14 protein-coding genes and 2 tRNA genes are annotated in these 13,524 nt (G+C 71.1%); 11 read left to right on the top strand and 5 right to left on the bottom strand.

The features are described from left to right. Positions 1-11: 11 nt before the first annotated feature. Complete coding sequence (locus AF335_RS31685; RefSeq protein WP_102921863.1) at positions 12-515, bottom strand: DsbA family protein; 504 nt, start codon at positions 513-515, stop codon at positions 12-14. A 164-nt stretch (positions 516-679) separates the two neighbouring features. Between AF335_RS31685 and AF335_RS31680 the strand changes: the two genes are divergently transcribed. Next, positions 680-1,093, top strand: coding sequence for a hypothetical protein (locus AF335_RS31680; RefSeq protein WP_102921862.1), 414 nt, complete (start codon positions 680-682; stop codon positions 1,091-1,093). Positions 1,094-1,237: 144 nt separating this feature from the next. Here AF335_RS31680 and AF335_RS31675 read toward each other — a convergent pair whose 3' ends face one another. Then, positions 1,238-1,804, bottom strand: a complete 567-nt coding sequence (locus AF335_RS31675) for a CGNR zinc finger domain-containing protein (RefSeq protein WP_102921861.1) — start codon at positions 1,802-1,804, stop codon at positions 1,238-1,240. Between the two features lie 210 nt (positions 1,805-2,014). Beyond that, a complete protein-coding gene (locus tag AF335_RS31670; protein WP_003959770.1) occupies positions 2,015-2,428 on the bottom strand; it encodes an SsgA family sporulation/cell division regulator in 414 nt (137 codons plus the stop codon). A gap of 192 nt (positions 2,429-2,620) precedes the next feature. On the opposite strand from AF335_RS31670, the gene AF335_RS31665 reads away from it, so the two are divergent. The 4 genes from AF335_RS31665 to AF335_RS31650 all read left to right on the top strand — a co-directional run bounded on the left by AF335_RS31665 (position 2,621) and on the right by AF335_RS31650 (position 3,948). Beyond that, on the top strand, positions 2,621-3,118 hold the full coding sequence (locus AF335_RS31665) for a TIGR02611 family protein (protein ID WP_102921860.1): 498 nt from the start codon (positions 2,621-2,623) through the stop codon (positions 3,116-3,118). 57 nt (positions 3,119-3,175) lie between these two features. After that, positions 3,176-3,247: transfer RNA gene (locus tag AF335_RS31660), tRNA-Val, on the top strand. 68 nt (positions 3,248-3,315) lie between these two features. Next, positions 3,316-3,813 (top strand): SRPBCC family protein, encoded by a 498-nt coding sequence (locus AF335_RS31655; RefSeq protein ID WP_170127850.1) that lies wholly within the window; start codon positions 3,316-3,318, stop codon positions 3,811-3,813. Between the two features lie 63 nt (positions 3,814-3,876). Then, a tRNA-Val gene (locus tag AF335_RS31650) sits at positions 3,877-3,948 on the top strand. A gap of 89 nt (positions 3,949-4,037) precedes the next feature. On the opposite strand, the gene AF335_RS31645 is transcribed toward AF335_RS31650, so the two are convergent. After that, positions 4,038-4,760, bottom strand: coding sequence for a 3'-5' exonuclease (locus AF335_RS31645; RefSeq protein WP_102921858.1), 723 nt, complete (start codon positions 4,758-4,760; stop codon positions 4,038-4,040). Between the two features lie 165 nt (positions 4,761-4,925). Here AF335_RS31645 and AF335_RS31640 point away from each other — a divergent pair, with 165 nt between their 5' ends. The 6 genes from AF335_RS31640 (at position 4,926) to AF335_RS31615 (ending at position 11,682) form a co-directional block, all read left to right on the top strand. Continuing rightward, entirely contained in the window at positions 4,926-5,495 is a 570-nt protein-coding gene (locus tag AF335_RS31640; RefSeq protein WP_102921857.1) for a DUF4365 domain-containing protein, read from the top strand. Continuing rightward, positions 5,495-6,712: a hypothetical protein gene (locus AF335_RS31635; RefSeq protein WP_102921856.1), complete on the top strand. Its 1,218-nt coding sequence runs from the start codon at positions 5,495-5,497 to the stop codon at positions 6,710-6,712. The genes AF335_RS31640 and AF335_RS31635 overlap by 1 nt, the downstream gene beginning before the upstream one ends. 125 nt (positions 6,713-6,837) lie before the next feature. Beyond that, positions 6,838-8,814, top strand: a complete 1,977-nt coding sequence (gene thrS, locus AF335_RS31630) for a threonine--tRNA ligase (RefSeq protein ID WP_102921855.1) — start codon at positions 6,838-6,840, stop codon at positions 8,812-8,814. Positions 8,815-8,896: 82 nt separating this feature from the next. Further along, positions 8,897-9,457: an HIT family protein gene (locus tag AF335_RS31625; RefSeq protein ID WP_102921854.1), complete on the top strand. Its 561-nt coding sequence runs from the start codon at positions 8,897-8,899 to the stop codon at positions 9,455-9,457. Positions 9,458-9,559: 102 nt separating this feature from the next. Beyond that, positions 9,560-10,444, top strand: coding sequence for a polysaccharide deacetylase family protein (locus AF335_RS31620; RefSeq protein WP_102921853.1), 885 nt, complete (start codon positions 9,560-9,562; stop codon positions 10,442-10,444). Then, a complete protein-coding gene (locus AF335_RS31615) occupies positions 10,441-11,682 on the top strand; it encodes a YncE family protein (RefSeq protein ID WP_228773360.1) in 1,242 nt (413 codons plus the stop codon). The genes AF335_RS31620 and AF335_RS31615 overlap by 4 nt, the downstream gene beginning before the upstream one ends. A 75-nt stretch (positions 11,683-11,757) precedes the next feature. Here AF335_RS31615 and AF335_RS31610 read toward each other — a convergent pair whose 3' ends face one another. Further along, positions 11,758-13,410 carry a hypothetical protein gene (locus AF335_RS31610; RefSeq protein ID WP_102921852.1) on the bottom strand — a complete coding sequence of 551 codons (1,653 nt, stop codon included), beginning with the start codon at positions 13,408-13,410 and terminating at the stop codon, positions 11,758-11,760. Positions 13,411-13,524: the final 114 nt, after the last annotated feature.

Here is a 13,524-nt window from a genome sequence, read left to right as displayed (position 1 = left end):
GCGCACGGGCGTCAGCCCAGCAGCCGGTCGGCGATCCCCTCGATCCGCTCCCGCAGCCCCGACTGGTCCTTGCTGCCGTCCAGCAGCTCACCGTCGATCACATAGGTCGGGGTGCCCCGCACCCCGATCGCCTTGCCCTCGGCCTGGTCCGCGTCGACGATCAGCAGGTGTCTGCCGTCGATCAGCGCGGTGTCCACCTCCTCGGAGTCCAGCCCGAGCCCGGCCGCGACCTCGACCAGCAGCTCCTCGCCCCGCTCGGCCAGCTCCTCGGCCCGGCCCAGCACGGCCTCCGCGTACGGCCGGCCCAGACCCTGCTCGGCGGCTTCCTCGGCGGCCTGCGCCGCGGCGTAGGAATGCTTGTGCTTCTCCAGCGGGAAGTGCCGCAGCCGGATCTCCAGCCGGTCCCCGTAACGGGCGCGCAGCGCGCGCAGGTCGTCGAGGGCACTACGGCAGTCGGTGCACTGCAGCTCGCACCAGACGTCGAGGACGGCGCGGGCGGCGTCGGAATCGCTCATGGGACCAGTCTCCCAGGCCCGGGCCCGGGCAGCCCGGGAGGGGATCACCTCAGGGACGACCCGGAGATCTCCCGGAGCCCGCCGCCCGGACCTGGCTGCCGGGGTACCGGCCGGTGCAGGATGGGAGAAGAGCCCCATTTCCGTACGGGAGCAGGAGAAGCCGGATGCTGACCACGATCATCTGCGCCGCGGTGACCGCGGCCGGCCTGGGCCTCGCGGTGCTGACCGCCCGGCGCCGGCGCTACCGGGCCGCCACGCGCACCGCCGCCTACGCCCTGGTGCCCCTCGGGCTCCTCATGACCGGGATCCTCGACTGGATCACCGACCTGGTCCTCAAGCCCACCGTCTGGGCCGGCTTCGGGGTGCTGGCGCTCTCCGCCGTGCTGTTCACGGTGAGCAGGGCCGCCGAGCGGCGCGCCGTAGCGGCCACGGAAAGTGACGCCGTGGCCCCTGTCGCCTCCGCTCCGTCACTGGGCCCCGGCCGCCCGGCCGCCACCCCCCGCCCCGCGAAGACGAAATCCGGCGCGGGCGACGACTTCTCCGACGTCGAGGCAATTCTGAAAAAGCACGGAATATAAAACGAACCCGCCGAGGCGCCCGGCGCACTGCCGAGGCGTCAGTTTCCCGGGTGCGCTCCGCACCCTCTTCGGCACCTGTTTCCGTACATTTATCGGGGGCCCGTACATTTCCGGCCCGGCGCACGCCGCACCCGGCCCGCACCCTCAGCCCGCCGCGCCCTTGCGCCGCGCCCGGTACGCCGCCACGTGCAGCCGGTTCCCGCACGTACGCCCGTCGCAATAGCGGCGCGAACGGTTCCGCGAGAGGTCCACGAACGCCCGCCCGCAGTCCGGCGCCTCGCACCGCCGCAGCCGCTCCCGCTCACCCGCCACCACCAGGAAGGCCAGCGCCATCCCGCCGTCCGCCGCCAGGTGCTCGGCCACCGAGGCGCCCGGCGCGAAATAGTGCACATGCCAGTCGTAGCCGTCGTGGTCCGTCAGCCGGGGCGTCGTCCCCGCCTCCGCGACCATCGCGTTCAGCAGCTCCGCCGCGTCCGCCGTGTCCTTCGCGCCGAACACCTCCGCGAACCGGTCCCGGACGGCCCGGACGGCCGCGAGGTCCCGCTCCCGGAGGTCGCCGACGCCGCTGACGTCGTTGCGCTCGACGAAACCGCGCAGCGACGGAAGGTCCGCGAGCCCCTCCCGGACCATGCCGTCCGGCCCGGGGGCCGCCGTGTTCACGAGATCGACGACGGCGTCGAGCGCGCACCGGGTGTCGTGGTTGATCAGCACGGTTCGTTCGCTCCCTGGCCGACGGAAAGGTGGCGCGGCTGGTGTTCGATCGGTTCGATCAGGGAGACGACTCTAGCGGCTCCGCAGCGCGACGGCGCCGTCGCCCGCGGTGGATCCGCGGCGACGGCGCCGCGCGCCACGCCTTTCGTGCCGGTCGGCGCGCCCGACCCCCCGAGTGGGCGGGCGCGCCCGGTGTCACACGGTCCGGACTCAGCTCTCCGCGAGGATGTGCGAGAGCTCGGTGTCCAGATCGAAGTGACGGTGTTCGGTGCCCGGCGGCACCGCGGCGTCGGTCCGCTTCAGGAACGACTCCAGGGCCCGCGCCGGGGCCTCCAGCAGCGCCTCCCCCTCCGGGGAGCTCAGGGCGATGCACACGACGCCCTGACCATGACTGCGGGAGGGCCAGACACGGACGTCTCCGGTACCGGTCGGCCGGTGCAGGCCCTCGGCCAGCAGATCTCTGGCGAAGACCCACTCCACCGTCTCCTCGGCTCCGGTGTGGAAGGTGGCGTGCACGGCATACGGATCGGCCGTGTCGTACCGCAGACCTGCGGGGACAGGCAGTGAGGATTCACTCGACACGACGAGGCGCAAGTGCAGCTCGCAGCTGACCGTGGTGTTCATAAGCGCCAGGGCCTTTCGCTCAGTGTGCGCTCGGGGATTCGCACGTCGGCGAAATCGACATGCCACCTACGGTGCCGTTGTAAACCCCTCTGACCGTTTTGAGGCTCTTCGGATACCTCGTACGGCCCAGCCGCTCGCCCGCTAATACCGCCATTCCAGTGAGTTCTGGTTCGGTCCGGTAGGTTGGGGCGTATGAATGCGGAGAGTGACGAGCGGCGGGACGAACGACGACCCGCCGTGAAGACCGGCACCCCGGGGACCCCGGGCGGGGCCGGGGACGGCGCGCCGGCCGGCGGGGACGGCGGCGCACCGGCGGAACCCGCCCTCGGGTCACGCGCGCCCCACTTCATCAAGCGCTCCCGGCCCCTGCACATCAGCTGGCAGGTCGGGGTCTTCGTGGTCGGCCTCGCCGTCGTCGTCGCCGGCATCATCATGCTGCCCCTGCCCGGCCCCGGCTGGCTGGTGATCTTCGGCGGCATGGCGATCTGGGCCACCGAGTTCGTCTGGGCCCAGCTCGTCCTCCGCTGGACCAAGCGCAAGGTCACCGAGGCCGCCCAGCGCGCCCTCGACCCCGCGGTCCGGCGGCGCAACATCATCCTCACCACCGTCGGCCTGGTGATCGTCGCGGCCCTCGTCGCCGTCTACCTCTGGAAGTACGGCATGACCATGCCGTGGAACGCCGGCCGCTGACCCCGGCACCATGGTTCGGGACACCGTCTGACATGCGGTAATGTTTGCGGTGCGCCCGGGCGATTAGCTCAGCGGGAGAGCGCTTCGTTCACACCGAAGAGGTCACTGGTTCGATCCCAGTATCGCCCACGTCGAAAACCGGCGGTTCGCAAGGAAGACCCCTTGCGAACCGCCGGTTTTTTGTGTGCCCTGAACCCGTGACCGTCGAACCCCGCACCCACCGGACCGGCCGCCACCACTACCGCTTCCACAGCGAGTGGGACCTCGCCGTGGCACCCGCCACCGTCTACGCCTGCCTCGAAGCCCCCGACGACTACCCGGCCTGGTGGCCCCAGATACGCCAGGTAACCCGCACCGGCACGGGCACGGACACCACCGGCACCGCCCGCGTCCGCTCCTTCCTCCCCTACGAGCTCACCGTCACCGTCCACGCCGGCCGCCGGGACCCCGTCACCCGCGTCCTGGAGGTCGCCATGACCGGCGACGTCGAGGGCTGGGCCCGCTGGACCCTCCTGCCCCGCGACCCCACCGGCACCCGCGTCCGCTACGAACAGGTCGTCGAGGCCCGCAGGCCCCTCCTGCGCCTCCTCGCCCTCCCCGCCCGCCCCCTCCTCCGCGCCAACCACACCTGGATGATGCGCGGCGCCCGGCGCGGACTCCGGGCCCGGCTGGCACACCGCACGGAAGGAATTTGATGCGGCGGCGCCAGGGCCTGTATTGTTCAACCCGTCGCCGGGGGAAACGCCGGGGACAGACCCGGGCGATTAGCTCAGCGGGAGAGCACTTCGTTCACACCGAAGGGGTCACTGGTTCGATCCCAGTATCGCCCACCCGGGCAAGGCCGGTCCGTCAGCAGACGGACCGGCCTTGCGCATTCCCCCGGAAAAACCGGACCGGGGCACGGACACCCGACCGCCCCTCACGCCGCGGCCGACATCACCGGCCGCAACGGCCACGCCGGATCGCACGCCTCCTCCGTACCGTTCCGCGCGAACCACGCCTGAAGCCCACGCGCCTGCGCCGCGTGCCACACCGCCTGCCGCGCATGCAGCTCCGCCGGACTCAGCCGCTCCAGCCGCTCCGAGAACCGGCGCCCCACCGCCCGGACCACCTCCAGCGCCGCCAGCGCGTCGGCCCCCGCGTCATGCGCGCCCGTCAGCTCCACGCCGTACTGCGCACTCAGGTCCGACAGCGTCCGCCGGCCCTTCCGGTACCGGTCCAGATGCTTGTCCAGTACCCATGGATCCAGCACACACAACGGAGCGGCCACCAGATAATCGGCCAGCGCCGACGCCCGGTGCCGCCGCAACTCACGGTCCAGCAACGTCAGATCGAACGGCGCGTTCATCACCACCAGCGGTATCCCCCGCGCCGCGTGCCCCGCCAACCCCCGCGCCACCTCCTCCATCACCGGCGCCGGCCACCGCCCCTGCCGCTGCAAGTGCTCATCGGTCAGACCATGTATCGCCGTCGCCCCCGGCGGCACCGGCACTCCCGGATTCACCAGCCAACGGGTGGTCACCGGCTGCGCCCCCGCCGCCGACTGCACCACCAGCGCCGCCGACACGATCCGGTCACTCTCGACGTCCACCCCGGTGGTCTCGGTGTCGAAAGCGGTGAGCGGCCCCTCGAACCAGCACATGTCCCAACTCCTCGCGCTTGTCAGGGGACTGGCGTGATTCCGCCCTCCCGGCGAGGTGATACCCGGCCCGAACGTCAGGCGAACCGCCTTTGTTTGCAGTGGAGTTGCAAAGGAGACAACACATGTGTACGGACCGAAGGTCCTGACGCCCGGAGGGATTCGGACATGGCGTTCCCGCGCCCCGAACCGAGCGGGCTGCTGCCCGGACGGACCGCCCCACCCCGCGGCGCGCTCGCCACCACCGCCTGCATGGAGACACTCCAGGTCGGCTATCTGCACGCCGTCGCCGCCGCGGCGGGCTGCTCACTGGCCCAGCCGTTCCCCGACTACGGCATCGACTGGCACATCAGCCACACTGCCCCCGGCGGCCATGGCATCGACGACGAAGTCACCATCAAGGTGCAGCTCAAGAGCACCTACCAACTCACCCCCCGCCCCACCACGCCCACCTTCTCCTTCACCCTCGACAACGACCACCTCGCCAAGCTCGCCCGCACCCCCGTCTCGGTCCACAAGATCCTCGTCGTGATGATCGTCCCGCGCGCCCGCGACGACTGGCTCCACGCCGGCCACGACCGCCTCGAACTGAGGCACTGCTGCTACTGGACCAACCTCGCCGGCCACCCCGTGACCGGCAGACGCAGGACCACCGTGCGGATCCCGACCACACGCGTCTTCGACGACCGCGCGCTCTGCGAAATCATGACGCGGGTCGGAGCGGGAGGGAGACCCTGATGCACCGGCCGCCACACGAGCCCGTACGACCCGACCGCACCCCCGCCGCCGAGCAGGCCGACCCCCTGGTCCTGGGCGCCCTGCTCGCCCGCCACGGCTGGCGGCGCCGCGGCGGGAGCCCAGGCGCCTCCTACAGCCGCTGGACCCCGCCCGAAGGCGGCGGCACCAGCCTCCTCCTCCCCGCGAGCCGCTCCTTCCCCGACAGCGCCGACCTGCTCGCCGAGGCCCTCACCGCCCTGGAACGCAGCCCCGCCCCCTCGGCCCACGACATCCTCCGGTCGCTCCGCGTGCCCGGCGACGAGATCCACTGGACCCGCGAGGTACCCGAACCCGCCGTCCCGGCCGCCGTCTGGGCCGCCCAGGAACGGCTGCGGGCCGGCGCCCGCGCCCTCCTCCTCGCCGCCGCCCTCGCCGCCCACGACCACGCCGGCTACCACGGGGCCCGCCACCGCCGCCCCGCCGAAGCGGCCCTCGACGACCTGCTCGCCGGCCCCGCACCCAGCGGCCGCGAACTCACCGTCTTCCTCCCCGTGGCCCCCGGCGCCCCCACCGGACCGGAACCCTCCGGCCGGACGGTCACCACCACCCTGCTGCGCGCCCTGTACGCGGCCCGCGACGCCACGGACCACCAGCGCGCCACCGGCGGCCGGGACGCCTTCGCGGCGGCGGTCGAGGCCGGTGTGTGCCAGGAGCTGACCGAGGCGCTCAGCACCCTCGTCCGCGGCTCGGCGGGCGTCCGGATCGCCCTGCACTGGTCCCCCGCCGCCGGCCCGCCCGAGGGCTTCGCCGCGCACCCCGAGCCCGTCGGGTTCACCCCCGGCGACCTCCCCGCGCTCCGGGAGGCCGGCGCCCGCTACATACGCGACGAACCCTCGGTCCCGGTCCGGCTCACGGGCGCCGTGGTGCGCATGCGGCGGGACGACCCGGCCGGGCCGGGAGTGGTGCGGCTCCGGGTCCTCGCGGGCGCGGAGGTCCCCCAGGTGCGGATCGCCCTCGGCGAGGACGACTACCGCATCGCGGGCCACGCCCACCTCGTCGGCGTCCCGGTCCGGGTCAGCGGCCGGCTGGAGAGCCGGGCGGGCTTCCGGCGGCTGGCGGAGGCGTCCGGCGTCACGCCCGTACGGGTGGACGAGGCCGAGCGGGACCGCCTGCTGAAGTCGCTCCACGAGAACCTGGACCTCTTCCAGGACACCGCGGACACCCACGACGAGGACTGATCCGGACGGGGCGTCCGGCGCCCGCGGGGAGCGCGGCGCAACCGTTTCGCGACCAAGGGGCCGGGCTCGGTACGATTCAGGCGCGCGGCATCCGCCCGCGCGACCCCTTGAGTCAGGAGAGACCGGTGTCAGACGTCCGTGTGATCATCCATCGCGATTCCGAGCGGGAAGAGCGCGTGGTGACGACGGGCACTACTGCCGCCGACCTGTTCGCCGGGGAGCGCACCGTCGTGGCCGCACGCATCGCGGGCGAGCTGAAGGACCTCGCGTACGTCGTGCTCGACGGCGAGGAGGTCGAGCCGGTCGAGATCTCCTCCGAGGACGGCCTGAACATCCTGCGCCACTCGACGGCCCACGTCATGGCCCAGGCCGTGCAGGAGCTCTTCCCCGAGGCCAAGCTGGGCATCGGCCCGCCGGTCAAGGACGGCTTCTACTACGACTTCGACGTCGAGAAGCCCTTCCACCCCGATGACCTCAAGGCCATCGAGAAGAAAATGCAGGAGATCCAGAAGCGGGGCCAGAAGTTCTCCCGCCGCGTGGTGACCGACGAGGCCGCCCGTGAGGAGCTCGCCGACGAGCCCTACAAGCTGGAGCTCATCGGCCTCAAGGGCTCGGCCTCGCACGCCGACGGCGCGGACGTCGAGGTGGGCGCCGGCGAGCTGACCATCTACGACAACCTGGACCCGAAGACCGGCGAGACCTGCTGGTCGGACCTGTGCCGCGGCCCGCACCTGCCGACGACGCGGTTCATCCCGGCGTTCAAGCTGATGAGGAACGCGTCGGCCTACTGGCGCGGCAGCGAGAAGAACAAGCAGCTCCAGCGCATCTACGGCACCGCGTGGCCGACCAAGGACGAGCTGAAGGCGCACCTGGAGTTCCTGGCCGAGGCAGAGAAGCGCGACCACCGCAAGCTCGGCTCCGAGCTGGACCTCTTCTCCATCCCGGATGAGATCGGCTCGGGTCTCGCGGTCTTCCACCCCCGTGGCGGCATCATCCGCCGGGTCATGGAGGACTACTCGCGCCGTCGTCACGAGGAGGAGGGGTACGAGTTCGTCTACACCCCGCACGCCACCAAGGGCGCTCTTTTCGAGAAGTCGGGCCACCTGGACTGGTACGCCGACGGTATGTACCCCCCCATGCAGCTCGACGCGGGCACGGACTACTACCTGAAGCCCATGAACTGCCCGATGCACAACCTGATCTTCGACGCGCGCGGGCGTTCGTACCGTGAGCTGCCGTTGAGGTTGTTCGAATTCGGCACCGTGTACCGGTACGAGAAGTCGGGCGTCGTGCACGGCCTGACCCGTGCCCGTGGCTTCACGCAGGACGACGCGCACATCTACTGCACCCGTGAGCAGATGGCGGAGGAGCTCGACACGACGCTGACCTTCGTGCTCGACCTGTTGCGCGACTACGGCCTGAACGACTTCTACCTGGAGCTGTCCACCAAGGATCCGGAGAAGTTCGTCGGTTCCGACGAGGCGTGGGAAGAGGCCACCGAGACCTTGCGCAAGGTGGCGGAGAAGCAGGGTCTCGAACTGGTCGCCGACCCGGGCGGCGCGGCCTTCTACGGCCCGAAGATCTCGGTCCAGGCCAAGGACGCGATCGGCCGTACGTGGCAGATGAGCACGATCCAGCTGGACTTCAACCTGCCCGAGCGTTTCGACCTGGAGTACACGGGTGCCGACGGCACCAAGCAGCGCCCGGTCATGATCCACCGTGCGCTGTTCGGTTCGATCGAGCGTTTCTTCGCGGTCCTGCTGGAGCACTACGCGGGCGCGTTCCCGGCGTGGCTGGCCCCGGTCCAGGCCGTCGGTATCCCGATCGGCGACGCCCACGTCGACTACCTTCAGGAGTTCGCGGCCGACGCGAAGAAGAAGGGCCTGCGGGTCGAGGTGGACGCCTCCTCTGACCGGATGCAGAAGAAGATCCGCACCCACCAGAAGGCCAAGACGCCGTTCATGATCATCGTCGGTGACGATGACATGGCGGCCGGCACGGTGTCCTTCCGCTACCGGGATGGTTCGCAGGAGAACGGTGTTCCCCGTGACCAGGCCCTCGCCAAGCTGGTTGATGTTGTGGAGCGTCGCGTCCAGGTGTGATCTGTTCCCCGCGCATGCGGGGGTTTGAGAGGGGCGGCCCATCAGGGCCGCCCCTCGGCGCATCCTCACCCACCCGGGGAATATGCTGCTCATCATGACGACTGAGCCGGAGCAGCAGATCGGAGTCGGCGCACCGGACGCGTTCCAGCGCCTGTGGACGCCCCACCGGATGGCGTACATCCAGGGTGAGAACAAGCCCAGCGGTCCGGGTGCCGACGACGGCTGCCCGTTCTGTTCGATTCCGGCCAAGAGTGACGAGGACGGGCTGATCGTCGCCCGGGGCGAGCACGTCTACGCCGTGCTGAATTTGTATCCGTACAACGGCGGGCACATCATGATCGTCCCGTTCCGGCACGTCGCCGACTACACGGAGCTCGACGACGCCGAGACGGCCGAGCTCGCGGTCTTCACCAAGCGGGCCATGACCGCGCTCCGCAAGGCGTCCGGGGCGCACGGCTTCAACATCGGGATGAACCAGGGGCAGGCCGCCGGTGCCGGCATCGCCGCCCACCTGCACCAGCACATCGTCCCGCGCTGGGGTGGCGACACCAATTTCATGCCCGTTGTGGGCCACACCAAGGTGCTTCCCCAACTGCTCGCCGACACCCGCAAGATGCTCGCGGACGTCTGGCCCGGGGCGTAGCGGGCGGGGTCGCCCGGCCCGCCTACGCATATTCAGGACACGCGTGGGGCGAAATCGGGCAAATATCCCCAAGCCTTAATAAAGAGAAGTTCTAATGGTGCGGTGACTTTCCTTCACCGCCGCACCGTGCTGCGCGCGGCCGCGGGCGGCGCCCTCGCCGGGGCGGGCGCCGTCGGCTGCGGCCGGTCCGATGGGGACGAGGTCCGCGCGGCGGACCCGTCCGCGCGGGCGCCCGCGCCGTCCGCCCCGGCGTCCGCGCCCTCGCCCGCCCCGCCCAGGTCGCACGCCCCGTCTCCGCGTCCGTCGCCTCCCGCTCCCCGCTTCCCGGCGCTCGTGGGGCCCGTTGCTCCCGGCGTGTCCGCTCTGCCGCCGCTTCCTCCCCTGCTGCCCGCACAGATCGAGTACGGGCCTCGCAAGGGCTCTGCCGTAGCCCTCACCTTTCATGGGCAGGGTGACCCCAAGGGCGTCGCCGCGCTGCTGGCCGAGGTCGAGCGGGCCGGGGCGCGGGTGACCGTGCTGGCGGTCGGTTCCTGGCTGGACGCCGAGCCGCGGATGGCCCGCCGGGTGCTCGACGGGGGGCACGAGCTGGGCAATCACACGATGCGCCATCTGGACATCTGCGCCATGGGCGAGCGCGCGGCCACCGCCGAGATCGTCCAGTGCGCGGAGCGGCTGCGCAGGCTGACGGGCGGGATCGGCCGCTGGTTCCGGCCGTCGCGGGCGCGGCTCGCGACCGAGCGTGTGGTCCGGCTCGCGCGGCAGGCCGGTTATCCGCACGTCCTCTCGTACGACGTGGACTCCCTCGATCACACCGACCCGGGCGCGGAGGTGGTCCGGCGTACGGTGCTGGGCGCGGTGCGGCCGGGGTCGGTGGTGAGTCTGCACTTCGGGCACGCCGGCACGGTCGCCGCGCTGCCCGCGATCCTCGACGGCCTGCACCGGCGCGGTCTGCGCGCGGTGACGACAACGGAGCTGCTGACCAGATGAGCCAGTCCTCGATCCAGTCCTCTCCAGATCCGCGGTCCGCGCGTGCCGGCCGCCGTCGTGGCCGGTCCCGGTGGCGTGGGGTCCGCCGGGCCCTGTCGTTCGCCGTGGCCGGCGTCCTGCTGGCGTCCGGCTGCGGTGATTCGGGCGATGACGGGCCCGACTCCACCGCCCGTGAGGGCGGGACCCGTAAGGCGGGTGCCGCGCCGGCGGGCCTGCCGGGGATGCCGCCGCTGCTCGATCCGAACGACCTGTACGCGGCGGACCGGCCGAACGCCCTGTCGCCGGTGGTGAAGGACTTCCCGTCGCGGGTGTATGTGCCCAACACCGAGTCGGACACGGTCAGTGTGATCGATCCGAAGACGTACAAGGTCGTCGAGACGATCCCGGTGGGGCGGCAGCCGCAGCACGTGGTGCCGTCGTGGGACCTGAAGACGCTGTGGGTCAACAACGACCGGGGGCACACCCTCACGCCCATCGATCCGGCGACGGGCAAGGCGGGGAAGACGGTCGACGTCCACGATCCGTACAACCTCTACTTCACGCCGGACGGGAAGTACGCGGTGGTGATGGCGTCGATGGACCGGGAGCTGGTCTTCCGGGACGCGCACACCATGAAGCGGATGAAGACGGAGCCGGTGAACTGCAAGGGGGTGAATCACGCGGACTTCTCGCCCGACGGGAGGTATTTCATCGTCTCCTGCGAGTTCTCGGGGGAGCTGCTGAAGGTCGACACGGCGCGGATGAAGGTGATCGACAAGCAGAAGCTGCCGTTCGAAGGGGCGATGCCGCAGGATGTGAAGATCTCCTCGGACGGGAAGACCTGGTACGTCGCGGACATGATGGCGGACGGGATCTGGGTGCTGGACGGGGACAGGTTCACCGAGCCGACGCTGATGCGGACGGGCAAGGGGGCGCACGGTCTGTACGTCAGCCGGGACTCCCGGTCGATGTACATCTCCAACCGGGGCGAGGGTTCGGTGTCGGTGCTGGATCTGCCGAGCCGGAAGCTGGTGAAGAAGTGGGAGCTGCCGGACGGGGGGAGTCCGGACATGGGCGGGGTGTCGGCGGACGGCAAGGTGCTGTGGCTGTCGGGGCGTTACGACGGTGAGGTGTACGCCATCGACACCCGGGACGGGCATCAGATCGCGCGGATCCGGGTGGGTTCGGGGCCGCACGGGCTGGCGGTCTATCCGCAGCCGGGGCGGTATTCGCTGGGTCACACGGGGATCTTCAGATGAGGTGAGCGACGGGGGAGGGGCCGCCGTCCGGGTGGACGGCGGCCCCTCCTGTGTTCTCCGGGTTCCGTGGGCGGTTCAGGCGTTGTAGACGTCGGCCTGGCCGGGCTTGGCGTCCTGGACGGCGCCGCTCAGGGACATCGCGCGGCCGGCGAAGCGCTCGGTGTTCACGCCGTGTTCGGCGAGGACGCGCAGGGCGGCCTGGTGGACCACGCGGAGGACGGGGGTGGTGGCGCGCAGGGCGTCGTCGGCCATGAAGCGGTGGCGCCAGGGTTTGTCGGCCCAGGCGTGGCGCAGGCCGAAGGGCTCGGGGAGGACGAGCTTGCCGCCCCAGTACTCCAGGAGGGGCGGGTACCAGGTGAGGGGGGCGCGGGCGGCGAGCCGGACGACCTCCTTGGCGGGGACGATGGAGAGCTTGCGGGTCTTGGTCTCCCAGAACTTGACGGTCTTGGTGATCGTCTTGGTGCGGGGTGAGGGCTTGCCCATGAAGAGGCCGTGGACGGGGCCGAGGGCGTGGCCGGTGACCTCGATGCGCAGGGTCTTGTGGAGGACGGTGACGGTGATCAGGAGGGTGATGACCAGCTGGCCGTCCCAGAGGACGAACTGGACGCCGAGGTAGTGCCGGCTGCCGGCGCCGAACTGCTGTTCGTTGCAGATCTTCTGGAGTTCCGCGCCCCTTATCTGGAAGCCGTCGGCGCCCTCGGGGCGGGAGACGGCTCCGGCGCCCTCGCCGACGGGGGAGACGACCCAGTGCTCGACGGAGGGGGTGGGGAAGCCTCCGGTGTGCAGGGGGCTGCGCTCCAGGAGGCGCAGCTGGTCGTGGATGGCGCGGACGACGTCCCAGCTGCGGAAGGGGTTGATCTCCTTGTCGGGGTCGGCGGGCACGAGCTCCTCGGCGAGCTGCCAGCTGCCCCAGCGGGTGCCCATGCCGAGGATGCCCTTGGGGCCGGCGTAGAAGGCGACGTTGCTGTGCTGTTCGGCGGCGAGCCGTTCCAGGGACTGGCGGAGCCGTTCGGCGGCGGTCTCGCCGGGGTTCTTGGGGACGGCTTCGGGGATCTTGGCGCCGATGCCGCCGCCGGAGAGGAGGCCGCTCCAGCGGTCGCGGAGGTCCTTGGCGGTGCGCTCGCAGACGGTCTTGGCCCAGACGCCGCCGACGAGGGGGGCGATGAGCATGGCCCGGAGGTAGAAGCCCCAGAAGCCGTGGAAGGGGAGCTTGACCATGAGGACCACGGCGAGGACGGCGAGGACGGCGAGCAGGGCCATGCCGAGGGCGCCGGCTCGTTTGTTCTGGGCGCCGGCGAGGGAGCGGCGGAGCTGGAAGGCGCCCAGCCAGAGGAGGACACCGGGGAGGAAGAGGAGGCCGCAGACGACCATGATGACGGTGAGCCGGGTGTCGCGCTGTTTACGGATGCGGCTGGCCGCCAGACAGTGTTCGACGACGGGCTGGGGGTCGAGGCCGAAGGACTGGATCAGCGGCTTGCGGCCGCCGCCGAGGACCCTGAGCTGGACGGCGCGGGAGAACGCCTCGCCGAGGTTCGGTTCGAAGAGCGATATGCGGGGTGGCTTGACCTCGGAGGTGGCCCAGTCGGAGTTGGCCTTGAGGAGTTCGTCCACGGGGCCGTCGCGGTAGGCGGCCGAGGCGAGTGCCTGGGTCGCCGCCGTCTGTCCCGAGGAGCCCGAGAGCGGGATCTGTGCACCCGGGCTGAAGTCGAACGCGTCCCCTGCTGCCACCGCTGCCCCCAATGCCGCGCATGCCCGATCCTGCGGCCTGCCTGACGACGGCCGCCCGTGTCATACGTATTGGTCCGCGTGCCCAGCGTATCCGTGCGGGGTACCGGCTGTCGC

This window comes from Streptomyces eurocidicus, assembly GCF_002891295.1.
GTDB classification, from domain to species: domain Bacteria; phylum Actinomycetota; class Actinomycetes; order Streptomycetales; family Streptomycetaceae; genus Streptomyces; species Streptomyces eurocidicus.
The sequence above is the reverse complement of the archived record's forward strand: the minus strand, read 5'-3'. Positions and strand labels throughout refer to the sequence as shown.